We start from the raw sequence: 23,896 nt of genomic DNA, 5'->3' as shown, positions 1-23,896 counted from the left end.
CGTTGGACTACATGCTTATTATTACAGCAATCTTCTACTAGAAACTAATGATTAGCAAGGGATGAATTATAAAGTCTGCTGCAATACTTTATCTCTTAGCCATTGATGTGCTGAACTATTTACTGTGCGCTGATGCTGAAGTAAAAATAATTCAACCATATTACTGTCTGTTTGCTCGAATTGATAAACACTGACCAACTCTTCTTTATAGGTAGAAGAATGTATAAAAAAACTGGGTGCTATCAGTAGGGTGTTTGATGATTTTAATAACTCAACCAGAATACTCAATTGACTAGTTTTTAATTGTATATCACGTTTGAAGTCCTGCTTGAGTAGAATACTATCAATAGGGTTGGTAAAAATAGCGCCAGAGTCTTCATTTACATTTAATTCAAGAAAACGATAAGTTAGGCAGTCAGCGAGTTCAACTTTATGTTGTGCCGAGAGAGGATGGCTTTTTCTCGCAAAAATCGATAATGATAATTTTCCTAAAGAAGTCGCGATAAAGGCAGTATCGGTTGGCTTTTCGATATGAATAGCGAAATCTAGAAAACCTGATTCAAGTGATTTGTTTGAGCTCATCTTTGCTGAGTATTCAGATAATTGCACCGCGGGTGCTTCATTATTTATAGCCTGTACTAAGGGTAAAAAAATAGCATGGCTGGTCAGCGATGGTAACGAGATAGAGAAATGTTTATCACAAGTCTGAGGTGAAAAATCGTCATCGTGTAGTATTGATTCTAATTTTTGTAATAAATCAGGCAATAAAGCCTCAATACTGTGCGCTTTTTCTGTCGGCACGATCCCTGAAGCTGAGCGATGAAAGAGCGGGTCATCGAAAAGATCTCTCAAGCGTTGTAAAGTTCTGCTCATGGCAGACTGTGACAAATAAAGACGCTCAGCCGCTCGGCTGACATTTTTTTCTTTTAATAAAACACTCAGTGACACCAATAAGTTAAGGTCGACTCGTGCTAACTTCTGCTCTAATAAAGCCATCTTTTACCTAATCATTACCCTGTGATGATTGGAGTATACATCACTATATAAATTATGCGTATTACGCATATTTATCAAAGTAGTTAGACCCTTCAACACATAAGTTATTAGTCACCTATTTTTTGATTAGCAATCTGTAGCTTGGTAAAAGAGAGAGACTAGCAACAGATAATGAGGTTTAAATACTCTTACCTATAAAAGATTTCGTAATAATAGCCTAAGTACTTTAAACACCGCTAAGTTACTGTGTCGTTGATGTTGAACTACATCGACATTAGCCTGCCACCCCATTTCTTCAAACTCAAGTGGTAGCTTAACTAACTGACCACTTTCAACAGATTCATTAGCAATATGCTTAGGCAACAAACACCAGCCATTTCTTTGTAATGCCAGTTCAAGCAAAAGAAAGTAATTATCAGCATACCAAACATTAGGGCTCAGCTTTAACTGAAAACTACTTGATTGTGTATTTCGAGATCGAATAAGCAACTGACGATGCAGTCTTAAGCTATCAATATTTTTACATACTTGGTTTGCCAGTGGATGAGATTTAGCAACGTATAAATCAAACTTTATTGAACCAATACATTCAAAGTCTAAATAACTAGGAATGGTTAGTTCACTAAAAACAATGCCCGTTAAAGCTTTTTCATTTTTTAACATATCAATGATATCGGGACTTGAGGCACTTAAAAATTCTAGTGTGATATTTGGAAATTCATCTTGTAGTTTACTAATAATGCCTGAGATGAGTTTAAATGAGATCCCTTCGTCTAACGCTATTGTTATTTCTTTTGGGGTGTTATCTGTTAATGATAAAGCCGAGTTTTTTAAACGCTGATGCTGATCAATCACTGCCTGCGCATGTGGTAATAACTTTTCACCTGCTTCTGTGAGTGCTGGATATCGTCCTGAGCGGTCAAACAATAGGGTATTACAGTCTACCTCTAAATTAATTACATGCTGACTGACTACGGATTGAACTTTATTTAAACGACGGGCGGCAGCAGAAAAGGAACCTGTTTCTACTGTTGTGATAAAAGCTTGAAGTTGTTCAATACTAAACATATCGCTTTAACCGATGGTATATAGTTATTTAATATCTTTATTCTAGATTAAAATAGTCACATGGTCACTAAAGAGAGAAATTAAAAATGAATACCATTGAGCGAATTTATCAGGCTGTTCTATTTGAGGTTATTGCCCTAATGATAGTTGTACCAACGACAGTATTAATCGCTGGTTACGAAACAGATAAAATGGCGATTGCAGGTATCGCTTTATCTATTTTCGCTATGTTTTGGAACTATATATACAATATCGTTTTCGATAAATTAGCAGGCTATAACCGTGTAGAACGTGGTTTAACGGTACGTATTATTCATGCTATAACATTTGAGTTTGGCATGATTTTAATTACTTTACCGTTATTAGCATGGTATTTAAATATTACTTGGCTCGAAGCAACCTTTTTAGAGGCAGGCTTTTTAGTGTTTATTTTAATTTATACTTTTATATTTAATTGGCTATACGATAGATATCAACCTTATAAAAGATTGATTAGTAATGAGCAATATAGTTAAAGCTTAGTGAGTAATGCTTTGCTTGCTAATTCTGTGAACGGGCGAGACTCATTGACACTGTTTAAGTACTATTAAAACAGTGTCAATGAAGAGCAATATAATGCTATGTATTTTTGTTGGCAGCTATCAGTTATGCCGCTAATTACTGGTGCTGTTGATCAATTCTTTACTCAGCTGTGCTGTTAATAGATCAAAGCTAGTAATAGCAGGGAAATCGGTAATGACATTCGCTGTTTTTTTACTATCAGGATTAGCAACCGCGAGTAAATGTTTAATACCGTATTGTTGAGCAGACTGAAGAATCTCTATACTGTCATCAATAAAGAGTGTCGAATCACAATCAAAGCCATGCTTTTCTTGCAAACGTTGCCACAATAACTGTGACTCCTTGGTAACACCAAAGTCATGGGTTGAGTAAAGCACATCAAAATATTGATCTAATTGAGTACGTTCAATTTTCAATGATAATGATTCGGGATGCGCATTGGTCACTAATACCACATCTCTGCCACTTGCTTTTAGTGCAATTAAAAAATCTCTCGCGTCAGTGCGTAATTGAATCAAATGTTGTATTTCTCGTTTGAGCTCGGTAATTGGCATTTGCGTTTGCTCAGCCCAGTAATCGAGGCAGTACCATTTAATCGTACCAACAACAGATAAATAATCAGCTTTGAGCTTTGCTTTGGCAGCATCGAGTGAAATTGACATTTTTTCACTATAACGCGCAGGCAGATGTTCTAACCAAAAGTGATTATCAAAATGTAAATCTAAAATGGTACCGTCCATATCAATTAAAACAGTAGAAATTTCTGACCAATTAATACTCGCCATTTTAGCCAATCCTCAAAAAAACATTCAGTGTAATAAATAATACCATTTTGCTATTCCAAAAGTATTGATTATCGTGTCATTATAGTGATATCTAAGGAAAAGCAATTAACCAATGTGGCTAGAATTATGGCAGATGAAAACCAGTTACCTATCATTACTCATCGCCAACAAGTGGCTAAAAGTGCACTATTTGGCATTGAACAAATCGACCTTACTTTTAGTAATGGCGAACAAAGGCAATATGAGCGCATGATGGGCTCTGGGCGTGGTGCTGTGATGATAGTGCCAATGATTGATGATGAAACACTATTATTGGTCCGTGAATATTGTGCAGGTACGCACAGTTATTTGTTAGGTTTCCCCAAAGGGCTGATTGACGAAGGTGAGCTTGCAGAACAGGCTGCCAACCGAGAACTCCAAGAAGAAATTGGTTATGGTAGCGAGCAAATGCATCAGATATCAGAAATGATGATGGCTCCTGCTTTTTTTAATGCCAAAATGACCATCTTTTTAGCTAAAAACCTATACAGTTCTGAACTTGAAGGGGATGAACCCGAGCCATTAGAAGTGGTGTCTTGGCCCATTAAAGACTATAAAGAACTATTACAACAAACAGATTTTACTGAAGCACGCAGTATTGCAGCATTAATGTTGGTACGTGACCTGCTTGCAGTTTAACCTTTAGTAATTTGAAAAGTGACATAGTACTAAAGCAGGAAGAAAGAGGTATAACGATGAGCCAAGATAAATTATTGAGCATTGCTTTAGAAAGCGCAAAGAAAGCTGGCGTAGAAGTAATGAAGTATTATCGTCAAGGAAACTATACTGAAGAAACCAAAGCTGATGAAAGCCCAGTAACCAGTGCCGATTTAGCCGCAAATGACATCTTGATGGATCAGCTCAAAACACTGACACCAGATATCCCTATTATTTCTGAAGAAGTGGGTACTGTGCAGTTAAATGAGCGAAAAGATTGGTCTCGTTATTGGTTACTCGACCCTATTGATGGCACTGGCGAATTCATCATCGGTAGCGGTGATTTTGCCGTAAATATCGCGCTCGTTGAAAATGGTTGGCCAACACTGGGTGTTATTCACGCGCCGGATCACTGCCTAACCTATTATGGTCAAAAAAATCTGGGTGCTTTCAAAGATAATAGCCAAGCCAGTCATGCAATTCGTGTCGCTGAGTATCAAGAAAACCGTCGTATTAAAGTCGCCATTAGTCGTCGTCAGCAGCTGGAACTCATGGGACAATATTTAAATAATGACTATGATTATGACTATGTTGCTTTAGGTAGTTGTTCATTAAAAAACTGCCTTATCGCTGAAGGTGGAGCCGATTGTTATATACGAGTAGGAGTCACTGGCGAATGGGATACCGGAGCTAGTCAATGTATCTTGGAACAAGCCGGCGGTGATATCATCGATAGTGAGTTTAATCCTTTAAGTTACAATAAACGAGAAAGCTTACTTAATCCTGATTTTGTCAGTTTAGGTGCGAGAGACTTTCCATGGCAAAAAATAATTAAAGCACATAGAAAAGTTTATGAATAACAAACAGCTAGATCTAATTATGAAATTAAATTATTCCGGCTAATATCGCCTTTCATTACTGTTGTTATGAAGAGGTTCGTTTTGCTTACGATTTGTGCTAAATTAGCGCTATTCATCGAAGTGAGCTTACTGGCAACTTCCCGTACTCTCGTGATCAGGTAATTTTGTTTTAGCTATGTTATCAAGCGTATTAAAAAAAAATATATCTCACCATCAAGCAGGACGTCGTCCTTGCTTCTTTAAAAGTATCGATCAAATCTAAATTTTTGGTAGATGGCGCATGCTGTCAACCAAAATATCATTTTGTTATTTTCCCGACCGTTTTGCTATCTGCTACTATTTCAGCTATTAATTTTACCTGTATCAATACTTTTATCTGTAAAGTTAATTGTCTGAGTTATAACCACTAATATTTAATTAATACCCTTAAATTAGTATCACTAATATATAACCACTCAATAAGTAAGAGGAAAAACCATGGCAGCGCAAGTAACCGCACTTTTTAATGAGATCTGGGAACAATATCTCAGCGTGACTCCGTCAGCAAAAAAAATTCACCAATTACTAGGTAATGGCAATGATGTAATTAACGATCATGTTGCTTACCGTACCTTTAACCATCCTAAAATTAATTTAGCGCAATTAGCTAAAGGACTGTTGGCTTTGGGTTACACCGAATGTGGCCAATATGATTTTTCGGCTAAAAAACTGGATGCTAAACATTTTGAGCATGCAGATAGCACTATGCCTAAAGTGTTTATTAGTGAATTACGTGTTGAAGAATTCTCTAGTGAAGTACAAGACATTATCACTGGCTTAATCGCACAGTTACCAGAAGATGTTAGTGACCGAGCTGACTTTCTTTATGCTGGTCGCTTGTGGGAAATTAGTTCAAAGGATTATGATACTCTGCTAAATGTTAGTGAGTATGCCGCATGGTTAGCTGCCTGGGGTTACCGTGCAAATCACTTTACCGTGAGCATTAATCACTTAGCTAACTACGAAGATATAGAAGTAGTCAATGCAACACTTAAGGACGCTGGCTATGCTCTCAATGCTAATGGCGGTGAAATCAAAGGTGATGAAGCGGTGAAATTAGAGCAATCATCGACACTTGCGGATAAAGCACCAGTAGATTTTTCTGATAAAACAATGGAAATTCCAAGCTGTTTCTATGAATTTGCTAAACGCTACCCTCTAGCAAGTGGTGAACTGTACACAGGATTTGTTGCCGCCTCAGCAGATAAAATTTTCGACAGTACCAATGCTAAATAGCTCAACCTTTCACTCCACTTTTTTGGCAATGTGATAAAAGTATTAAATTATTGAGCCAGTGCCATACCCATGCTACCTCAAGATGCAGGATTCAGCTGGAATTAGAAACGCCTTTAGGCAAGATCTTGATTGAAGATAATGGTTGTTCCCTTATCGAAGTCAATAACGTAGCATAAAGCGTTTCTAAACCAGCCCTACGGAGATGTCTGAGCAAATCATGCTCTTCGTAACCTCTGTTTTTCAGGGAACAACCCTTAATAAAAAGATGCGCCTTGAGCATGAATCGCTCAGGCATCCTGAAACCCGCATTTTGAGGTAGCAAGGGTATAATTTACTGGCTTTTTTAATGGCTATGTTTGTTTATGTAAACTTTGTAGTGAGACGTTATATTCGGATAGCTTGAGAAAGTTAATCATCAGTGTTATTGAATGGTAGGCATCAATCTATATTTCTTCTTCCATTCCCACCTTAAATTGATCGCTAGGTAATATATTGATGCTTTCATGCAGCTCAGAATAAACTAATACCGCACTACCTTGTTCAAGTTGTTTTTTCACTTGAGCAATCTTAGCTTCCTTACTCACATCTTCAGCGCCATATTCAGTCCCTTCACGTAAGATGAAGCCTTCAATAATAGCGGTTAAGGTTTCGTGTGATAGTTGATCTAGGGGGATAATCATAAGGAGTACTTTAGGATTTTAAATAATGAATAGTCATTGTACCGCTGAATCACTTTATCCCAAACGGATTAATTTACTGCACGAAAAATTGCGTCAGCCGAGAGCTTAAAGTAATAATGTAAACAGTATGAATTTCTATTTCAGGGATGGCGTTATCAGCTTGTTTACAACGCTCAAAAGGGCATTTACCTTATAACAAAGTTAAAGGCTTAAATTGGCTGTTGAAAGTCCTGTCGACAACATAATAATATTTTAACAGACTAAATTAAAACATTGTTACTTAACAGTATAACAATTGAGATCTATCTAGCCTGTATAAGGAGAATTAATGTGGTTGATATAATACTTAATTTTTTTTACTATCGTCTTGAATATGCTTAATAAAGTAATAAACATAAAAGGCACAAATACCGAGCATAATGGCTATACCGCCAAAAGAGAACATCACTACTGGGTCATTGGTTAACATTGATAATAAATTCATATTGAGCTCCATAATTTTCTAAGTCATTGTTGATATACCTAGTGTAATTAAGTCGCTCAATGATTAAGCTGATTTAGATCAATAGAAGTTCTGCTTTTCTGCCATTTTTGCTTTCATTTCCTGCTGATCTCTTATTTTTTGATAGATATCATTCGCTTTTTCGATACTTTTTTCAATTTTAAGCTTAGATAAATCTCTTTCATCCATTAAACGACTTTTTTCAGCATTAGGGTAGCCGTTCCATGATGCTATGGTATTCCAGACATAGGACAGTTCAGTACTTTTCTCTACACCTTTACCTTCACTATAAAGTAACGCCAAATTAAATTGAGCTAGGGCATAATTTTGATTTGCAGCACGCTGATACCAACGCGATGCTTTAAAATCATCTTGTTTAATCCCCGTACCGTTAGCATACATTACTGCCAAATTAAATTGCGCACTAGGTAAGTCTTTGTTTGCCGCTTTATGAGTAAGCTCAAACGCTTTTTTAAGGTTTTGTTTTACTAACTTACCGTCTGAATAAATTAAGGCCAGTTCAAATTGTGCATCTGGGTAGTTTTGTGCAGCAGAAAGTTCAAATAACTCCAGTGCTTTCATACTATCTTTACGAACAGAATAACCGTGAAGATATACCAAGGCCATTTGATATTGGGCTGGAGCATAACCTTCATTAACCAGTGGACGAAACTGCTCGATAGCCGCTTTAAATTCCCCTCGGTTTAATTCATACATTCCCTGCTCAAGGTCATTACCTTGGCTCAATACTGAAAAACTGCTTAGCAGTGTGAAGGTAAGCAGTAATATTTTAGTACGCATAATATTTCCTCTTCTAACGGTAACTATCGAGTATAGGCTAAGTGTAGATGAAAAAATCAATCAGTGACTGACATCATCTCTTCAATCTGCTCGGCTAGTTCAAGCCATAGCATTTCATTTTCTTCAATATCACCTTTCAAGTTAGCTTGTTTTTTCAGTAAGTCTGTTAGTTCAGCTTTACGCTCTGATTGATAAATATCGCTATCACTTAATAAAGCTTCAATCTTGGTTAGCTCTTCTTGCCACTGATGAACCTTTTTCTCTAATTTATCAGCTTCTTTGCGCATTGGGGCAGATTTTTTTCTTAGCTCCGCTTGTTGCTGACGAAGTTGTTTTTTATCTAAACCTTTATCACCGCTTTGTTGATCGGTTTTGATTGATTTAATCGCTTGTTTTTTATCATCATTGAGCCATTGCTGGTAATCATCAATATCACCGCTAAAATCACTTACTCGACCGTTGGCCACAAGGTAAAACTCATCAACACATGACTCTAATAAGAACCTATCATGAGCAATCAAAATAATGGCGCCGCCAAAGTCTTGCAATGCCATCACTAATGCTTGGCGCATCTCTAGATCTAAATGGTTGGTCGGTTCATCAAGTAGTAATAACTGTGGTTTTTCTAAAACAATCAAAGCCAGTACTAAACGCGCTTTTTCACCACCGGACATGGTTGAAACTTGTGATAACGCTTGGTCGCCACTAAAACCGAACTTTCCTAAAAAGGTTCGGGCTTGTGGTTCACCTAAAGCAGGTTTAGCACGTAAAATATGATCAACAGGACTTGATGGCGCATGCAATTGCTCTAATTGATGCTGAGAAAAATAACCTACGGTTAAGTCTTGTGCGCAGTATCGTTCACCACCAAGTAAGGCAAGTTCACCGGCAAGGGATTTAATTAAGGTTGATTTACCTGCGCCATTTCTACCTAATAAACCAATGCGGCTACCAGGTATTAACGTTAAGCCAACGTCATCTAGAATAATCGCTTGCTCACCATGATCAGATTTAGGGTAACCACACTGGCTTTTATCAAGTGATAAAAGTGGGTAGGGCAAACTTTCAGGCTCTGCAAAGCTGAAGGTAAATTGACTATCAACATGGGCAGGCGCTAAATCAGGTAACTTTTCTAAACGCTTCAATCGACTTTGCGCTTGTTTTGCTTTACTTGCTTTCGCACGAAAACGATCAACAAAAGCGGTTAGATGTGCAGCCTCTTTTTGCTGCTTTTGAAATTGTGCGTCTTGTTGTGCTAAATGCTCGCGGCGTTGACGTTCAAAAGCGGTATAGTTGCCGCTGTATAATTTAGCGCGCTGATGCTCAATATGTAATATTTGACCAATAACCGTATCGAGAAAGTCACGGTCATGTGAAATGAGGACTAAGGTACCGGTAAAGCGTTTTAACCAGCGTTGTAGCCAGATAACTGCATCTAAGTCTAAATGGTTGGTCGGTTCATCGAGTAATAACAAGTCAGCTCGAGATATTAGTGCTTGGGCTAAGTTTAATCGCATGCGCCAACCACCAGAAAAGTCTTTCACTGGATTATCAAGTTGTGATTGTAAAAAACCTAAGCCATGCAACAACTCACCAGCGCGAGCTGGTAAACTGTATCCGCTGATGGTATCTATTTTATTGATAATAGTGGCTTCGAGGTTACCGTTATCCATTATGCGGGCTTGTTCAAGCTCGTGCTCTAATTGGCGAAATTCTTTATCGCCATCCATCACGTAATCAAGTGCCGTTTGCTCTAACGAAGGTGTTTCTTGCCTTACGGTGGCAATATCCCAGCTTGTCGGTAAAGCTAAATCGCCAGAGTCAGGTGATAAGTCACCTAATAGCGCAGCGAAAAGAGAGGATTTCCCACAGCCATTACTGCCGACTAAGCCAACCTTGTGGTTAGGGTGTATAGTAAAGCTAGATGATTTTATTAGGTTTTTAGCCCCTCTATCTAAACTTAAGTCTGTGGCGATAATCAATGGTATTTCCTCGGGAAAATGGCATAGTGAGGCAGAGATAATACCCACTAAAAAAATGCTGATGCATTGTCGCTTTTCCTATGACCACAATTCAAGGTAAAATAGCGATAATTCTGGATTTAATGTCGAGCCTGTTGAACTTTCCTGCTGAAGAAACAATCAGCGAAAAACAACAGCGCCTAATAATAAGTAGTAAATAGCAATGAGCAAAGCCCTAAAAAAGAGATTTATCGCTGGCGCAGTCTGTCCTAAATGTAAAGCAATGGACACTATGGCACTAACCAAAGAAAATGGTGTTGAAAAAGTAACCTGTGTGAGTTGTGGCGAACAAATGGTGCAAACGGAAGAACAAGTTGAGAAGGTTGTTCGTGAAAACGAACAGGTGATTGGTGTATTTAAACCTTGATAACATGAATTTTTTTGTGGTATTGCGCTAAGGCGTTGTGATTAAACAACGCCTTAGCGCATTAAAAACACTCATTGATAGCCATCAACTCCGTGCTTTGTTATCTCAAATTAAAAGTTTCTAATTAAACCATACTGCTTCAAATACCATTTTTAGCTATTTAGGGTTAATAGTATCTGTTTAGTAATGCGGCGGCGGTGGTTCAATTTCTTCGGCGTCACCCGATAAGCTACCAGCATCTTTTAAACGATTAGCCACTAATTGAATTTGATGTTTGAGCTCTGAAATTTCATGTTGATGTGCAGCTAACTCTTCACTTAATTGATCAATGACATCGTCTTGAAAAACATTGCGTGATTCTAATGAATCTACTCGTTCTTCCAGTTGCTGAATATAGTTGGCGTTTGTGCTGTGCGCACTTAAAGTTATTTCGTGATTGGCCATGATTCAACATATCCTGATGAGCTTATCGTTAATAGATCGTTATTATCGCCAAATGCGACACTATACACAACCGCTCCCGTAGGTCTTTTTGCCTCTTTAGGCGTAACAAACCAATGTGAAAGGCGTTTACCTGTCGCAATGTCCCAAACGCTGACTTTTCTGGTAGCGGCGCCGGTGATTAGTGTTTTACCGTCGGGAGAAAAACGTACGGTACTAAAAACCTCATGACGTTTTGTACCTTGCAGGCTACTAATACGTTTACCGGTTTTTAAATCCCAAATATATGCACCTTTCATACTGTCGGCAGAAAAGGCATAACGAGCTTTAGCATCTAAGGCTACTTTTGATACCCTTGAGCTATGGTTAAATTGATAAACCACTTGCCCTGATTGAGTATCCCAAACATACGCGGTAAAATCATTACCACCGGATATAGCTACACGGCCATTGGGCAGCATATCTACCGAGTTTATTTTCTCTTTGTGACCTAAAAATTCTAACCGTCTTCCGGTATCAACGGCAACGTGCACCACGGTACCGTTGCTTTTTCCAATAAGTAAGTAATCACCATTATTACTGACCGCTATATCTCTAATGTGAGACTCTCGCACTTTCCAATAACCTTCAGACTTACCTGATTGCAAGTTCCACAGGGCAAAGTTATCTCTATTTGCTGTCAGTACATGGCTAGCATTGTCACTAATATCAATAGAGAGTACTAAATTATCACTGGTGTTTTGTTCTTGCGCCCAGTTATATATGCGTTGGTTCTTGTCTAAATCCCAGACACTCAAACCATGATGAATAGATGAGATGACTGAAAACTTGGCATCACTAGAAATCTGACCAGCATAGGCACCTTCAACAGACTGTTGCCAGCGTTGCAGTGGTTCTTGCGTTACAGGCTTACAAGCCGTGAGTGTCGTCAATAAGACGAGCGGAAAAATCCAATTACAATTTAACAATATATTAATACTTTTTTATTTGCGCATTTATCGTTAGTATAAGTTCTTTTTTGAAATTGTTTAGTGTTATCTGTACTTAAATGTAAAGTTTACCTTAAAGTTAAATTTTACAAGATAACATTATAATTTTTAAGTTTTTAATTGGGGAAACTCTCCAATTGTATTGTATAAATGGAGATATAAATGAAATTGTTTAAGCCTACCTTAGTAGCCCTTGCCTTATTTGCCGTTGTTGGTTGTAACGAAAAAGCTGTTGAAGAAGTAAAAGCACCGGTATTAGATACTGAAGTGCAAAAACAAGCCTACGGCTTAGGTGCCTCAATTGGTATGTACATGCAACGTAACTTAGAAGAGCATGACAAACTAGGTTTAACGTTAGATAAAGAGCTTATCGTACGCGGTTTTGTAGACAGCATTGACGGTAAATCTGTTATTGAAAAAGAAGAAATTCAAGCCTTATTGATGAACCTTGATACTAGCATGAAAGAAAAACAGCAAGCAGCTGCAATCGCCGCTTCTGAATCTAGCCTAGCTGACGGCGCTAAGTTTCTTGAAGACAACGCTAAAAAAGAAGGCGTAACAGTAACTGAATCAGGTATTCAATACGAAGTATTAACCGCTGCCGAAGGTGATACACCTTTAGCAACTGATACTGTTAAAGTTCACTATAAAGGTACTTTCTTAAACGGTGAAACCTTTGATAGTTCATACAAACGTGGTGAACCAGCAGTATTCCCACTTAATCGTGTAATCAAAGGTTGGACTGAAGGCGTACAATTAATGCCTGTAGGCGCTAAGTACAAGTTCACTATCCCTTCAGACTTAGCCTATGGTCCTAACGGTAACCCACCAAGTATTCCGGGTAACTCAGTATTGCAATTTGAAATTGAATTATTAGAAATTCAAAAAGCAGAAGAAGCTCCAAAGGCTGATGAACACGCTGCTCACTAGTTAGTTATTATAGATAATACTTTCGCTTATCTATAATCAATACTAGATAACAATTTAAAGCCACCCGTAATCATTTACTGGTGGCTTTTTGTTTCCTGCATTTGAATAATTATATTTAGCATTGGCCTTTATTATTTGCTTTATTAAATTCAATTCAATTAGCTATGAGTGATGACTCAATGTGAGTAAATGTTCAAGAACAAGGCGCTTGATTGAGCAATAGTGGGCTATTGTGATTGAAAGCAACGAAGTTATTGTATATTTATGCCATTGAAAGTGATTGTAATTGGTATAAAATACTTAAATGAAAAAACTTCTTATTATTGGCTATGTATGGCCTGAGCCTAACTCTTCAGCGGCAGGTAGCCGTATGATGCAGTTAATCCACTTTTTCCAATCCCAAAGCTATCACATAACCTTTGCCAGCCCCGCGCAACAAACTGAGCACATGGTCGATTTACGCGCTTTAAATATTGACGTTGAAAATATTAGCCTCAACTGCACTAGTTTTGATGACTTTATTAAAGAGTTACAACCTAATACGGTGATGTTTGATCGCTTTATGATGGAAGAGCAGTTTGGCTGGCGTGTAAGTGAACAATGTCCACAAGCGCTTCGACTATTAGATACCGAAGATTTATTTTGTCTTCGCAATGCTCGTCATCAAGCCTATAAACTAAAACGAGATATTACCGATGAGGACTTACTTACCAGTGACATGGCTAAGCGTGAAGTTGCCTCTATATTTCGTTCTGATATCAGCTTAATGATTTCAAGTATTGAAGTGGCATTACTAAAACGCTTATTTAAAGTCGATACCAGCTTAATTCACTATTGCCCCTTTATGTTAAGCCATGCGCAGTTAGCACAAGAAAACCCGAGTTTTCAACAGCGTGAAGATTTCATGGCGATAGGAAACTTCCGCCATGCGCCTAACTGGGACGCAGTATTGTGGCTAAAACAGCAAGTATGGCCACTTATTCGTAAACAATTACCTAACGCGAAACTCAATATTTATGGTGCTTATCCGCCACCCAAAGCGACTGACTTGCATGATGAAAAATCAGGATTCTTGGTGAAAGGCTGGGTGGATGATGCAGTACTTGCCATGCAAAGTGCCAAAGTGTGTTTAGCACCACTGCGTTTTGGCGCAGGTATTAAAGGCAAGTTAGCCGAAGCTATGTATTGCGCTACGCCATCAGTGACGACAGATATTGGTGCAGAAAGCATGCAAACTGATTTACCTTGGGCTGGGGCAATAGCCAATGATCCACAAGCCATTGCAGATGCTGCGGTAAAACTCTATCAAGATGAAAGCACTTGGCAAGTTTCTAGTGACTTAGGGCAACAAAATGCCATGTTAATGTATCAGCAAAATAATGTCTTAACTGAGTTAGCTGATTGTTTATCAAAACTGGAGGCTAATCTTAGCTCACATAGACAGGCGAATTTTATTGGTAGCATGCTGAATCATCATCATCATAAAAGTACCCAATATATGTCACAGTGGATTGATGTCAAAACGCAATTAAAAGTAGTCGAAGAGAAGATAGCAGAAGAATAAAATAGTGATTGAACTTCAGGTTATAAAGACAGTTCAAGTATTCGGATAAGTCGCTGTCCTGTTTTGCTAAAGACAAATGTTCAAAACAAGCTAAAACACAATTTTATGACCGAACTTTGCTAGTGCAAAGCTCGGTTGGCTAAAGAGTATAATACCGCCAACGCATAACAGTCATAACAGTTATTTCAATGTGGCGACTTATACCAATTCCATTAAATTCATTCCCAGCTCAGAGTTATGTCAGAGAAGTTATAACAAATAAAATTTCTGCTGACATAGTCATCCTATATCTAACAAATTTGTGCAGTTATTGATTTTCTGACAAGCTCCCAAGGGCGAGTACCTAATAAAAAGTAAAGGCTTACATACTGCGTTATTGGTTTTGATAAGGACGCTGCATGGATGCAGCTTATTAGAGAATGCAGGAGCATATTCTCCTGAATAACCATTCTCTTCGATCAATGCCTTGCCTCTAAGCCTTTTAATTCTCGCTGAGTGGGAAATAACTTAATGGACTTGGTATTAGAGTCTAATCGACAAAAATTTGCATTTCTTCACCAATTTGTTTGCGCATTTCCATCAGTTTCACCGCGGACTCATGTTGTTTTTTATCTGCTTCCGTTTGAGGTTGCCATTGCGGCACACGTTCAGATTGACCATTTTGATCAACTGCGACCATGATAACAATGCAGTGAGTGGTTAAACGACGGTTTAAGGATTTAGGATCGCAAGCGTTTACTTCTAGCGCTATATGAATTGATGAGTTACCGGTGTAAATAACTTTAGCTTCTACTTCAACTAAACTACCAACATGAATAGGGGCAACAAAACGAATACCACCAGCATAAGCGGTAACACAATAACGACCACTCCAACCAGCAGCACAAGCATAAGCAGCTAAATCTATCCATTTCATCACAGCGCCACCATGCACTTTACCACCAAAATTTACATCTTGTGGCTCGGCTAAAAATCTTAAAGTTATGTCACGTTGTGGTGCATTCATGAATGTGCTCTTTATCGTTAATGTGTTTAATTGTGGGGTTCTTAAGAAGATTGCTCAAAATATATTGTTAGTTGTTAATTAGCAAATAATATCTGTCAGTAAATTTGATAAGGTGAGTATATGGGTGACTTCAGGATTTATAATTAGCTGATAAACATAAATATTTAATATCAACCTTCCTTTACAGATAAACACAGTCTATTGCATTTTCATTTGCTATTTAATGGTCGCGTTTTGAGAGTGATTAATTACCTTATATTGATAGTTTGATTATCACACCTTGCCACTGCTAGCTTTTATATCAAGCCAATTTGTTTTTGCCAGTTGCTACTTTACACAACAGAATAAATTTATTATAATGCGAACGGTTATCATTTGTATTGGTGGGCTATGGAAGTTTGGCAATCACTGCTATTAAAAGGTAACGATAGTTTTAACAAACTGTCGTTACCTTTAGCTGAAGAATATTATCATCAAGCCATTGAGTGTCTAGAGCATGAATGGCATGCCGATATTGAAAATAGTAACTTACTCATGGCATGGATCAGTGTTTTTCATAATTTGGCTGTTCTGTATGAAGAGCTAGGTCAACCAAAAATAGCCTTCCGGTATTTACAAATTCCCCATCAACGCATGACGGAATTATCACAGCAATCTCAATACAGTGATGATCTAAAGTTTGTTGCGTTACGTACATTAAAAATAACGTTAATGCCCTTGCTGGCGTTTAGTAAAAAATACCCTGCGTGCGTGCGTGCGTGCGATGGATGTTTGTCATCGCTTAAAAAAATGGAAATTGCTGTCAATGCTAGCCAACCGGTAATGCATTAGGTTACTTACTATTAGGATATTACGATGAAGAAAGTTGTTATTATTTTTGCTGGCTTGGGAACATTACTAAGTAACCCATTACTTGCCCACCCAGGACATGATCATGGTGCTTCTGGCTCAGGTTTAGTGAACTTACTTTGGCTAGTGCCTGTTATTGTTGCCGCCGTTGTTCTGGTGTTTAAAGAAATCACTGCCCCAAAAAGGTGAGCAACTATGATAGAAGGAGAGAATGATGCTTTACGATATTATTGCTAAATTTGATAAAAAACTACACTTTCCAGTTGTTATGGCGCACTGCGACATTCCTTGTAAAATTTATGATCCTATCGGAGCACAAATTTCGGTACTGACTATCATTCGCATGGTGGACTTACTCAATGAATTAAAAGCCAAACCATCACTTACTTTAGATGAACAAGCAGAATTTTTAAGACTGGTAAATCAAAAAGAAAACCATGGTATCAAAGTGAAAGAAGAAATAAGCGTAATTTGGGGTGATTACATTAAAGCGCCACAATTAACGCAATTTCCAGAGTTACATGAATTAGTGCATAACATTATGTTAGCAAGTTCACAGGCAAAACAGCATATCAGTAAAGAGGCTGCGCAAATATTATTGCAGCAAGTAAACCGTTTTGCTGAGATCTTTTGGGCAACTAAGAAAGTCGCTACATTTAGCGCTATTTGTCCCTATCCACCTGAAGAATCCCTGATATATCCTAACTTACAGGGTTAACCATTTTATACGAGAGTAAATTATGTTTGGTTTTCATTTTTGTAAAGTGACAGGGGTGAGCATGTCACCTCTTATTCCAGAGAACAGTTATATTTTTGTTGTGCCTTGGTTGAAAATATTTAACTTAAAAGAAGGTAATTTACTCAAGGTGTTTCACCCTCGCTATGGCTACATTGTTAAGTCATTGGCGCAAGTAGATAGAAATGGTTTGTTTTGGCTAAAGGGCCATCATAAAACTAGCGTGCCTATTGAGAAATTAGGCCCGGTGGGCAAATCACAAATACAAGGAAAAGTATTGTGGGTATTTCCGCCTAAATAGGTAAAAAAGAGTGGAGGGAGTTATAGCCAGCGATTTTCAATCGTGGCTATATAGAACGACCAAGTGCTTATAGGAAGCTTAAACCCTTCTTTAAGGCTGATGCAGTGCCTTCATAACCACTCTTGTCTAAATAACTGCTAAAGCTATTGATTAAGCCAGGTACTTGTTCACTAGAAATGCCTAATTTGTCAAAGGCTGAGTTTAAGTAATCTAAACTCTCTGCTTTTTTACCGGCTTCGCCAGCACTTGATAATAAAGAACTCATTGAAGACTTAGTTACTTTCGGCGCTTTTTCTACATAGCTTTGTGCATCAGGTACAGCTTTGCTGATGAGAGAAAAGTTTTCCGGGGATAAATTATCTTGCGCTACTTTAAGAAGTGAGCCAAAGCTAGCTGCTACAGTTGCTTCAGATAAATTTAATTGCTTCGCAGCATATCCGATCATAGCGCTTGTTTCTAATGGTACACCGATATCTTTAGCGGCCGTTTTAAGCTGCTCAGATGAAGATTTAGTAATGGTGCCTAAGTCGATGGCACTGGCTGTGAATGAGGTTAAGCCAGCTAAACTAATAAGTGCAACTGAGGCTGATAGGCATATAATTGATAATTTCACGATTAACTCCATGTTAAAATTTTGTAATAGATTACTTTAACATGCTTACTGAAAAAATTTACAGGAATTGTTTATTGAAAGTATATAGCGTTGCACAAATAAAAAGGCCCTTCTCGAAGAGAAAGGCCTGAAATGCTCGCATATTGGTCTTGTTACCAAGCTTCTTATTATTAATTTTTTGTAGCTACTATTTTTTATTATTTTTAGTTTGAGCTACTTTTGTTTTCTTTCTGTCTTTGTTTTTATTTTTTGTTTTTATTATTGTTTTTCTTTAGCGCAGGCATTTTATACCAAAGCCTTTTTACCACCGCAACAACTTTAGTAGAGCATAAACTCGACGATGCCCTTCGTAGTAGGCTTGTTCAACAGGCATAAACTGCTAACCTATTGATTCAAAATTCATTGATGAAAATCAAGTATAATTTAGCGTATCAAAAAAAAAGTTATATAAATTGAACTTTTATATTTCAAAGGACTTTTATTATTGATTCAACGGTAGTTTATTTTTTCAGGAGTGTTGATTTAGCGCATAGATCAAATGGCTGGTCGATGCTAAACTGCGCAACATAAAAACCATTAACGAGATGCTTTTCAAATAGCAGCTGTTAAATCACTAAATTAAATGATTCATGGTGACACTATTACGCGTAAGTAATTTGTCTAAGTGATTACAAAGCATAAGATAAGAGGAACTATTGGTGACAGAATTAAAAAATGATACCTATTTACGTGCGCTATTAAAGCAACCAGTAGATTACACGCCGGTATGGATGATGCGTCAAGCGGGTCGTTATTTACCAGAGTATCGTGAAGTACGTAAAAATGCCGGTGACTTTATGTCGGTATGTAAAAATGCTGAATTGGCTTGCGAAGTAACTATTCAACCATTACGTCGTTTCCCATTAGATGCTGCGATTTTGTTTAGTGATATTTTAACTATTCCTGATGCTATGGGTTTAGGTTTATATTTTGAAACAGGTGAGGGACCAAAATTTGAACGTCCTATTACCTGTAAAGCGGATGTTGATAAAATTGCCGTACCTGATCCAGAAGATGAATTAGGTTATGTAATGAATGCCGTGCGTACTATTCGCAAAGAACTAAAAGGCGAAGTACCGCTGATTGGTTTTTCAGGTAGCCCTTGGACATTAGCAACCTACATGATTGAAGGTGGTAGTTCTAAAGCTTTCACTAAAATTAAAAAGATGATGTTTGCTGAGCCACAAACCTTACATTTGTTACTTGATAAGTTGGCTGACTCAGTCATTAGTTATTTAAATGCCCAAATTGCTGCAGGCGCGCAATCTGTAATGGTATTTGATACTTGGGGCGGCGTATTATCTCCACGTGATTATAATGAGTTTTCATTACAATATATGGCGAAAATCGTTGATGGTTTAACGCGTCATAATGAAGGTCGTCAAGTGCCAGTGACATTATTCACTAAAAATGGCGGTATGTGGTTAGAATCTATCGCGGCAACTGGTTGTGATGCAGTTGGCCTAGATTGGACCATTGATATTGAAAATGCAAAAGCACGTGTTGGTGATAAAGTTGCTCTACAAGGCAATATGGATCCATCAATGTTATATGCACCATTGCCACGTATTGAACAAGAAGTTTCAAAAATACTATCAGGCTTCGGTGAAGGTGGTACAGGTCACGTATTTAACTTAGGCCATGGTATACATCCAGATGTGAATCCTGATCATGCAGGTCACTTCATTGAATCAGTACACCGTTTAAGTAAGCCTTATCATAAATAAGATGCTTTAATTATCGCTGGAATATAAACCCAGCTTTATAGTAAATAAAAAAAAACCGCTATTAACTTACTTTAAGTAAATTAATAGCGGTTTTTTATTGCTCTATTTTAATCGGTAAATAGAATCATATTTTTGTAACTCCCTATTAATTTTTTCCCTTGCCAAGCTTCTTATCCTTCAATGGGGGTGTGTTGCGTTTGTCTATTTACACCTTCTAAACTCAGCATTTCATAAATTAATACCGAAAAACATACTCTGTTACATTGTTACTTCGTTCATAATATAAAAGTCATTTCCTATTAATTATCAATATTTTGAATGCCTTTGTTTAATCGTTAAGGTCTTGTAGTACGACAAAAAACTAAAAATTAATAATAACTGTACTTGTGTTTCGGTGTGCTAGTGATGTATAACACCAGTATCTTTTTGGTATTATTCAAGGAATAGGGCATGACACCTCAATGGGATCCAGAAAAACCAATCTACCTACAACTGTATCAGCAAGTAGTCACTCGTATATTAGATGGCTATATCAAAGAAGGAGAGGCTTTACCTTCTGTTAGAAAGGTAGCTGCTGAGTATCAGCTTAACCCAATGACTATTTCAAAGGCGTATCAAATGTTACAGGATGAAGAGGTTGTAGAAAAACAACGTGGTAAAGGTTTGTTTGTTATGCCTGGAGCACAAGTTTTGATGCTAGACAGAGAACGTGAAAGCTTCTTGTCACACCAGTGGCCAGAAGTATTAAAGCAAATCACTCGACTTAAACTCTCGCCAGAACAACTATTAACCAGCAGCTGGGACGGGTAATTATGAACTCATTAATTTCAGTAAATAATGTCAGTAAATCATTTGGCAACAAGCAGGTGCTTTCGTCAGTGAACTTTTCTGTTAACGCAGGACAAATTGTTGGTTTGGTTGGACCTAACGGCGCAGGTAAAACTACCTGTTTACAAGCTATATTGGGCTTGACCGATTTTGAAGGTGATATCAGTGTTCTAGGTCATCATCCAAGAAAAGATCGCGTTAGCATGTTAAATGATGTCGCTTATATTGCCGATGTAGCTATATTGCCTAAATGGTTAAAAGTTTCACAAGCCTTAAGCTATATGCAAGATATCCACAAGAATTTTAATCTAGAAAAAGCCCATGAATTTTTAGCAAAAACCAATATTGCGTTAGGCGATAAAGTTAAAGCTTTATCTAAAGGTATGGTGGCGCAATTGCATTTAGCGCTGATTCTGGCCATTGATGCCAAGGTGCTGATTTTAGATGAACCAACCCTAGGTTTAGATATTCTAACTCGTCGTGAGTTTTATAATCATTTATTAGAAGATTTTTATAACGAAGATAAATGTATTGTGGTTACTACTCATCAAATCGAAGAGATTGAACACATATTGACAGACGTTGCTTTTATTCAGGATGGGAGAATAGTATTGGCACAAAGTACTGAGGAGATAAAACAGCGCTTTAATATAGTGGCAGTAGCTAATGAACAGTTACCTCAAGCGGATGAACTGAATCCTTTATTTAAAAATAGCATGATGGGATTAACGACCATGTTATTTGATAATCAAGATAAAGAAACGTTACAAGGTTTAGGTAAAGTATCAATACCGAGCTTAGCCGATGTTTTTGTTGGTGTGATGAATAAGGAGACTTGTTAATGAATACAACAATAATGAAAGCCTCAATTAAAAAAGAGTTGTGGGAATTTAATGGCATGCTGACTTGGGTGCCAGTGACTTTAGCCGGAGTCTTTATATTCATTCCTCTACTTGGTGTGATATTAAATGGCGTTGATATGAAAGAATTGATGATAGGGATTGAGAATTTAGCTCAATTTCAATCATCTGACCGTATCAGTGAAGTATTTTTTGTTTCTGCGATAGCGCTGTTTAGTCCATTCATTGCAATAGGCTTTATTGTGCAAGTTTATTATTTTGTTACCTGCTTATTTGACGAAAGACGAGACCAATCAGTGATGTTTTGGCGTTCGTTGCCTGTGTCAGATAAAATGACTATTGCCAGTAAAGTATTAACCGGTGCTATTGTCATTCCAGTGATATTCTTTATGGCAGCGACATTGCTGATGTTATTTATATTGGTACTGGCAGTGATTGCTTGTTCAGTATTATCTATTGGGTTTGATATTTCATTATGGGGCATGCTGGCAGGCGCAGACATAATAAGTGGCGTAGGTTATATTTGGTTAACACTCGTACCAATCGCTATTTGGTTATTACCTCTGTACAGTTGGCTAATGTTGGCATCTATTTACGCGAATAAAGCACCTTTTTTATGGGCGGTATTACCGATAGTCGCGTTATTGGTCATTGAAGCAATTGTGGTTCACTATCTACATTTATCGCAACCATTCTTTGGGCATTTCTTGATGGATTATTTCTCTATGACTCCTGAACATCTTGCTGATGTATCAGTCGATCAAGATACGTCACGCTCAGCAACATTACTGATGTTAGTCTCTCAAATTGATTATCGAACAGTGTTGATTTCTACGGGGTTATTATTCACTACCTATTGGTTTAGAGTGAATAAGCAAGAATCATAATGAGTAAATGAGACACTAAAAGTATAGTTAAATCAGATGATTAAGTAGTTAATGCCAATATACTCGTTACCATGTATATTGGCTTTTTTCATATCGATAATTTAATCCGATTGGTATTATAGATAACAAACGGTATTCCTACCGGTATTCTTAGCTTGATATAAGGCTTTGTCTGCACGAGAAAATAACACATCAAAGGCCTTGTCGCTGGCGATAAGACTTGAAACACCGATACTCACCGAAAGGTTTATTTCTCCCTGCCAATCACCAGTAATGATTAACCTGCTTTGTTCTTCTTTAATACGCTCTGCAAAGGTCATGGCTGACATCGCCGAGGTTTCAGGTAACAGAATAGAAAACTCCTCACCACCGATGCGCGCTAGAATATCTGTTTGCCGTAAACTCGCTTTTAATTGCTTAGCAATTTCTATTAATACTTGGTCACCCGCAGGGTGACCAAATTGGTCGTTGATGCTTTTGAAATGATCAATATCAATGGAGATCAGTGTCATAGACAATGAATAGCGTTTTGCACGTTGATACTCTTTTTCTGCTTGCTCAATGAAAAAGCGTCGATTATATAAATTGGTTAATGGGTCAGTATTGGCAAGTAGTTTAAATTCTTCTTTAAGTTTGAATAGTTCGGTCACATCAGTTGAAAAACCGATTAATGCGGGTAATTTATCTGGCCGATCAAAGGGGACTTTAGTGCTGATGTAGTGACAGTTATCACCATTTTCACCATGAGTCGTTTCTTCAATGACCTGTTTTTGATTGGTTTCAAAAACCTGCTTATCTGATTGGTAAAAATGTTCGGCAATTTCTTTGGGTAAAATATCAGTATCTTTTTTACCTATGATGTTCTCGGCCTTATCGCCAAATAACTCGGCAACGCGATTATTCACATATAAAAAGGTACGTTCACAGTCTTTAACATAAATATGGGCATCTATATTATTAAGCATGGTCTCAAGTAAGTAACTTTGTTCATTGACTTGTTCTTGTAGTTGTTTTTCTACTGTAATGTCTGTCGATATACCACAAATGCCGTTTACATTACCTAAGTGGTCAAAAAGTGGTTTTTTGACCACTTTAAATATACGGGTTTCATTTTTCGCTCTGATAAAGTTACTTTCTTCATTTTCAATGCGGATTACTTGATCCATCACCATACGATCGTTTGCTTTTAATTGTTTAGATAAAGCTAAATCAAAAAAGTGAGTATCATCAAAACCAATAACATCTGCTAAGTTTTTTTCAAATAAATCTAAAACCGCTTGGTTTGCATAGGTGTATTTGCCCGATAAATCTTTGGTATATATAAAGGAATCGATACTGGCTAATATCTGATCTTTAATGGTGTCATCAGCGTTGTTTATGTTTTTTTCTTTACTCAAAGTATTCGCCTTAGGTAGAAGAGCTAACGAATCACAACCCAAATAGCTATGAATTGCTAAGTTATATATTAGCACATATAGATAACTAGCAAATTATCTGACCTTGCTCTTGGCGGT

Annotated in this window: 27 protein-coding genes; 15 read left to right on the top strand and 12 right to left on the bottom strand. The window is 37.5% G+C overall.

Annotation, left to right across the window (positions count from 1 at the left end; translation table 11 throughout):
• Positions 1 to 66: 66 nt before the first annotated feature.
• Together CXF79_RS03505 and CXF79_RS03500 are read right to left on the bottom strand one after the other, a co-directional pair.
• Positions 67 to 996 carry a LysR family transcriptional regulator gene (locus CXF79_RS03505; RefSeq protein ID WP_101153975.1) on the bottom strand — a complete coding sequence of 310 codons (930 nt, stop codon included), beginning with the start codon at positions 994 to 996 and terminating at the stop codon, positions 67 to 69.
• A gap of 192 nt (positions 997 to 1,188) precedes the next feature.
• On the bottom strand, positions 1,189 to 2,064 hold the full coding sequence (locus tag CXF79_RS03500; protein ID WP_101153974.1) for a LysR family transcriptional regulator: 876 nt from the start codon (positions 2,062 to 2,064) through the stop codon (positions 1,189 to 1,191).
• Positions 2,065 to 2,150: 86 nt separating this feature from the next.
• Between CXF79_RS03500 and CXF79_RS03495 the strand changes: the two genes are divergently transcribed.
• Entirely contained in the window at positions 2,151 to 2,579 is a 429-nt protein-coding gene (locus tag CXF79_RS03495; RefSeq protein WP_011041283.1) for a PACE efflux transporter, read from the top strand.
• 138 nt (positions 2,580 to 2,717) lie between these two features.
• Here the strand turns inward: CXF79_RS03495 and yrfG are convergent, their stop codons facing one another.
• The gene (gene yrfG / locus CXF79_RS03490; RefSeq protein ID WP_011041284.1) at positions 2,718 to 3,410 is read right to left on the bottom strand and encodes a GMP/IMP nucleotidase; all 693 of its coding nucleotides are present in this window, start codon (positions 3,408 to 3,410) and stop codon (positions 2,718 to 2,720) included.
• Positions 3,411 to 3,536: 126 nt separating this feature from the next.
• Between yrfG and nudE the strand changes: the two genes are divergently transcribed.
• From nudE to CXF79_RS03475, 3 genes are all read left to right on the top strand, one after another.
• Complete coding sequence (gene nudE, locus CXF79_RS03485; protein WP_011041285.1) at positions 3,537 to 4,088, top strand: ADP compounds hydrolase NudE; 552 nt, start codon at positions 3,537 to 3,539, stop codon at positions 4,086 to 4,088.
• A gap of 56 nt (positions 4,089 to 4,144) precedes the next feature.
• On the top strand, positions 4,145 to 4,966 hold the full coding sequence (cysQ, locus tag CXF79_RS03480) for a 3'(2'),5'-bisphosphate nucleotidase CysQ (protein WP_011041286.1): 822 nt from the start codon (positions 4,145 to 4,147) through the stop codon (positions 4,964 to 4,966).
• Between the two features lie 477 nt (positions 4,967 to 5,443).
• Entirely contained in the window at positions 5,444 to 6,241 is a 798-nt protein-coding gene (locus CXF79_RS03475; protein ID WP_011041289.1) for a DUF1338 domain-containing protein, read from the top strand.
• Between the two features lie 443 nt (positions 6,242 to 6,684).
• Here the strand turns inward: CXF79_RS03475 and CXF79_RS03465 are convergent, their stop codons facing one another.
• The 4 genes from CXF79_RS03465 to CXF79_RS03450 form a co-directional block, all read right to left on the bottom strand.
• Positions 6,685 to 6,921, bottom strand: coding sequence for a YheU family protein (locus CXF79_RS03465; protein WP_011041290.1), 237 nt, complete (start codon positions 6,919 to 6,921; stop codon positions 6,685 to 6,687).
• A 346-nt stretch (positions 6,922 to 7,267) separates the two neighbouring features.
• Entirely contained in the window at positions 7,268 to 7,405 is a 138-nt protein-coding gene (locus CXF79_RS03460) for a DUF3149 domain-containing protein (RefSeq protein WP_011041292.1), read from the bottom strand.
• 78 nt (positions 7,406 to 7,483) lie between these two features.
• Entirely contained in the window at positions 7,484 to 8,224 is a 741-nt protein-coding gene (locus CXF79_RS03455) for a tetratricopeptide repeat protein (protein ID WP_011041293.1), read from the bottom strand.
• A gap of 56 nt (positions 8,225 to 8,280) precedes the next feature.
• Positions 8,281 to 10,206 (bottom strand): ATP-binding cassette domain-containing protein, encoded by a 1,926-nt coding sequence (locus CXF79_RS03450; protein WP_101153972.1) that lies wholly within the window; start codon positions 10,204 to 10,206, stop codon positions 8,281 to 8,283.
• A 202-nt stretch (positions 10,207 to 10,408) separates the two neighbouring features.
• On the opposite strand from CXF79_RS03450, the gene CXF79_RS03445 reads away from it, so the two are divergent.
• Positions 10,409 to 10,612 carry a YheV family putative zinc ribbon protein gene (locus CXF79_RS03445; RefSeq protein ID WP_011041295.1) on the top strand — a complete coding sequence of 68 codons (204 nt, stop codon included), beginning with the start codon at positions 10,409 to 10,411 and terminating at the stop codon, positions 10,610 to 10,612.
• Between the two features lie 180 nt (positions 10,613 to 10,792).
• Here the strand turns inward: CXF79_RS03445 and CXF79_RS03440 are convergent, their stop codons facing one another.
• Together CXF79_RS03440 and CXF79_RS03435 are read right to left on the bottom strand one after the other, a co-directional pair.
• Positions 10,793 to 11,056 carry a SlyX family protein gene (locus CXF79_RS03440; protein ID WP_011041296.1) on the bottom strand — a complete coding sequence of 88 codons (264 nt, stop codon included), beginning with the start codon at positions 11,054 to 11,056 and terminating at the stop codon, positions 10,793 to 10,795.
• Positions 11,038 to 12,021, bottom strand: a complete 984-nt coding sequence (locus CXF79_RS03435) for a WD40 repeat domain-containing protein (protein WP_101153971.1) — start codon at positions 12,019 to 12,021, stop codon at positions 11,038 to 11,040. Before CXF79_RS03435 ends, CXF79_RS03440 begins: the two co-directional genes overlap by 19 nt.
• A 183-nt stretch (positions 12,022 to 12,204) precedes the next feature.
• On the opposite strand from CXF79_RS03435, the gene CXF79_RS03430 reads away from it, so the two are divergent.
• Positions 12,205 to 12,972 carry an FKBP-type peptidyl-prolyl cis-trans isomerase gene (locus tag CXF79_RS03430; RefSeq protein WP_011041298.1) on the top strand — a complete coding sequence of 256 codons (768 nt, stop codon included), beginning with the start codon at positions 12,205 to 12,207 and terminating at the stop codon, positions 12,970 to 12,972.
• Positions 12,973 to 13,276: 304 nt separating this feature from the next.
• Positions 13,277 to 14,536, top strand: a complete 1,260-nt coding sequence (locus CXF79_RS03425) for a glycosyltransferase (RefSeq protein WP_011041300.1) — start codon at positions 13,277 to 13,279, stop codon at positions 14,534 to 14,536.
• Positions 14,537 to 15,065: 529 nt separating this feature from the next.
• Here the strand turns inward: CXF79_RS03425 and CXF79_RS03415 are convergent.
• On the bottom strand, positions 15,066 to 15,542 hold the full coding sequence (locus tag CXF79_RS03415) for an acyl-CoA thioesterase (RefSeq protein WP_011041301.1): 477 nt from the start codon (positions 15,540 to 15,542) through the stop codon (positions 15,066 to 15,068).
• Between the two features lie 390 nt (positions 15,543 to 15,932).
• Between CXF79_RS03415 and CXF79_RS03410 the strand changes: the two genes are divergently transcribed.
• The 4 genes from CXF79_RS03410 to sodX are packed head-to-tail and all read left to right on the top strand — an operon-like array spanning position 15,933 to position 17,428.
• Positions 15,933 to 16,373 (top strand): hypothetical protein, encoded by a 441-nt coding sequence (locus tag CXF79_RS03410; protein WP_101153969.1) that lies wholly within the window; start codon positions 15,933 to 15,935, stop codon positions 16,371 to 16,373.
• Positions 16,374 to 16,397: 24 nt separating this feature from the next.
• Positions 16,398 to 16,580 (top strand): hypothetical protein, encoded by a 183-nt coding sequence (locus tag CXF79_RS03405; RefSeq protein WP_101153968.1) that lies wholly within the window; start codon positions 16,398 to 16,400, stop codon positions 16,578 to 16,580.
• Positions 16,581 to 16,605: 25 nt separating this feature from the next.
• Entirely contained in the window at positions 16,606 to 17,109 is a 504-nt protein-coding gene (gene sodN, locus CXF79_RS03400) for a superoxide dismutase, Ni (RefSeq protein WP_101153967.1), read from the top strand.
• A gap of 22 nt (positions 17,110 to 17,131) precedes the next feature.
• A complete protein-coding gene (gene sodX, locus CXF79_RS03395; protein WP_101153966.1) occupies positions 17,132 to 17,428 on the top strand; it encodes a nickel-type superoxide dismutase maturation protease in 297 nt (98 codons plus the stop codon).
• Positions 17,429 to 17,495: 67 nt separating this feature from the next.
• On the opposite strand, the gene CXF79_RS03390 is transcribed toward sodX, so the two are convergent.
• On the bottom strand, positions 17,496 to 18,041 hold the full coding sequence (locus CXF79_RS03390) for a DUF2780 domain-containing protein (RefSeq protein WP_101153965.1): 546 nt from the start codon (positions 18,039 to 18,041) through the stop codon (positions 17,496 to 17,498).
• Positions 18,042 to 18,739: 698 nt separating this feature from the next.
• Between CXF79_RS03390 and hemE the strand changes: the two genes are divergently transcribed.
• From hemE to CXF79_RS03370, 4 genes are all read left to right on the top strand, one after another.
• Entirely contained in the window at positions 18,740 to 19,807 is a 1,068-nt protein-coding gene (hemE, locus tag CXF79_RS03385; RefSeq protein ID WP_011041309.1) for a uroporphyrinogen decarboxylase, read from the top strand.
• Between the two features lie 450 nt (positions 19,808 to 20,257).
• Positions 20,258 to 20,617 carry a GntR family transcriptional regulator gene (locus CXF79_RS03380; protein WP_011041310.1) on the top strand — a complete coding sequence of 120 codons (360 nt, stop codon included), beginning with the start codon at positions 20,258 to 20,260 and terminating at the stop codon, positions 20,615 to 20,617.
• Between the two features lie 2 nt (positions 20,618 to 20,619).
• Positions 20,620 to 21,477: an ABC transporter ATP-binding protein gene (locus CXF79_RS03375; protein ID WP_101153964.1), complete on the top strand. Its 858-nt coding sequence runs from the start codon at positions 20,620 to 20,622 to the stop codon at positions 21,475 to 21,477.
• On the top strand, positions 21,477 to 22,382 hold the full coding sequence (locus CXF79_RS03370) for an ABC transporter permease (protein ID WP_101153963.1): 906 nt from the start codon (positions 21,477 to 21,479) through the stop codon (positions 22,380 to 22,382). The genes CXF79_RS03375 and CXF79_RS03370 overlap by 1 nt, the downstream gene beginning before the upstream one ends.
• Before the next feature lie 116 nt (positions 22,383 to 22,498).
• Here the strand turns inward: CXF79_RS03370 and CXF79_RS03365 are convergent, their stop codons facing one another.
• Positions 22,499 to 23,779 carry a sensor domain-containing diguanylate cyclase gene (locus CXF79_RS03365; protein WP_041736578.1) on the bottom strand — a complete coding sequence of 427 codons (1,281 nt, stop codon included), beginning with the start codon at positions 23,777 to 23,779 and terminating at the stop codon, positions 22,499 to 22,501.
• Positions 23,780 to 23,896: the final 117 nt, after the last annotated feature.

It is taken from the genome of Colwellia sp. Bg11-28 (assembly GCF_002836245.1).
In the GTDB taxonomy this organism is placed as follows: domain Bacteria; phylum Pseudomonadota; class Gammaproteobacteria; order Enterobacterales; family Alteromonadaceae; genus Colwellia; species Colwellia psychrerythraea_A.
The sequence above is the reverse complement of the archived record's forward strand: the minus strand, read 5'-3'. Positions and strand labels throughout refer to the sequence as shown.

Bases quoted from the DNA above. Each gene is read 5' to 3' on its own strand.
- CXF79_RS03495 (WP_011041283.1), top strand. From the start codon at position 2,151: ATGAATACCATTGAGCGAATTTATCAGGCTGTTCTATTTGAGGTTATT.
- CXF79_RS03500 (WP_101153974.1), bottom strand. From the start codon at position 2,064: ATGTTTAGTATTGAACAACTTCAAGCTTTTATCACAACAGTAGAAACA.
- sodN (WP_101153967.1), top strand. From the start codon at position 16,606: ATGCTTTACGATATTATTGCTAAATTTGATAAAAAACTACACTTTCCA.
- CXF79_RS03445 (WP_011041295.1), top strand. From the start codon at position 10,409: ATGAGCAAAGCCCTAAAAAAGAGATTTATCGCTGGCGCAGTCTGTCCT.
- CXF79_RS03475 (WP_011041289.1), top strand. From the start codon at position 5,444: ATGGCAGCGCAAGTAACCGCACTTTTTAATGAGATCTGGGAACAATAT.
- CXF79_RS03405 (WP_101153968.1), top strand. From the start codon at position 16,398: ATGAAGAAAGTTGTTATTATTTTTGCTGGCTTGGGAACATTACTAAGT.
- CXF79_RS03440 (WP_011041296.1), bottom strand. From the start codon at position 11,056: ATGGCCAATCACGAAATAACTTTAAGTGCGCACAGCACAAACGCCAAC.
- CXF79_RS03415 (WP_011041301.1), bottom strand. From the start codon at position 15,542: ATGAATGCACCACAACGTGACATAACTTTAAGATTTTTAGCCGAGCCA.
- CXF79_RS03370 (WP_101153963.1), top strand. From the start codon at position 21,477: ATGAATACAACAATAATGAAAGCCTCAATTAAAAAAGAGTTGTGGGAA.
- CXF79_RS03380 (WP_011041310.1), top strand. From the start codon at position 20,258: ATGACACCTCAATGGGATCCAGAAAAACCAATCTACCTACAACTGTAT.
- CXF79_RS03455 (WP_011041293.1), bottom strand. From the start codon at position 8,224: ATGCGTACTAAAATATTACTGCTTACCTTCACACTGCTAAGCAGTTTT.
- nudE (WP_011041285.1), top strand. From the start codon at position 3,537: ATGGCAGATGAAAACCAGTTACCTATCATTACTCATCGCCAACAAGTG.
- CXF79_RS03465 (WP_011041290.1), bottom strand. From the start codon at position 6,921: ATGATTATCCCCCTAGATCAACTATCACACGAAACCTTAACCGCTATT.
- CXF79_RS03375 (WP_101153964.1), top strand. From the start codon at position 20,620: ATGAACTCATTAATTTCAGTAAATAATGTCAGTAAATCATTTGGCAAC.
- CXF79_RS03505 (WP_101153975.1), bottom strand. From the start codon at position 996: ATGGCTTTATTAGAGCAGAAGTTAGCACGAGTCGACCTTAACTTATTG.
- CXF79_RS03425 (WP_011041300.1), top strand. From the start codon at position 13,277: ATGAAAAAACTTCTTATTATTGGCTATGTATGGCCTGAGCCTAACTCT.
- CXF79_RS03460 (WP_011041292.1), bottom strand. From the start codon at position 7,405: ATGAATTTATTATCAATGTTAACCAATGACCCAGTAGTGATGTTCTCT.
- CXF79_RS03430 (WP_011041298.1), top strand. From the start codon at position 12,205: ATGAAATTGTTTAAGCCTACCTTAGTAGCCCTTGCCTTATTTGCCGTT.
- sodX (WP_101153966.1), top strand. From the start codon at position 17,132: ATGTTTGGTTTTCATTTTTGTAAAGTGACAGGGGTGAGCATGTCACCT.
- yrfG (WP_011041284.1), bottom strand. From the start codon at position 3,410: ATGGCGAGTATTAATTGGTCAGAAATTTCTACTGTTTTAATTGATATG.
- cysQ (WP_011041286.1), top strand. From the start codon at position 4,145: ATGAGCCAAGATAAATTATTGAGCATTGCTTTAGAAAGCGCAAAGAAA.
- CXF79_RS03410 (WP_101153969.1), top strand. From the start codon at position 15,933: ATGGAAGTTTGGCAATCACTGCTATTAAAAGGTAACGATAGTTTTAAC.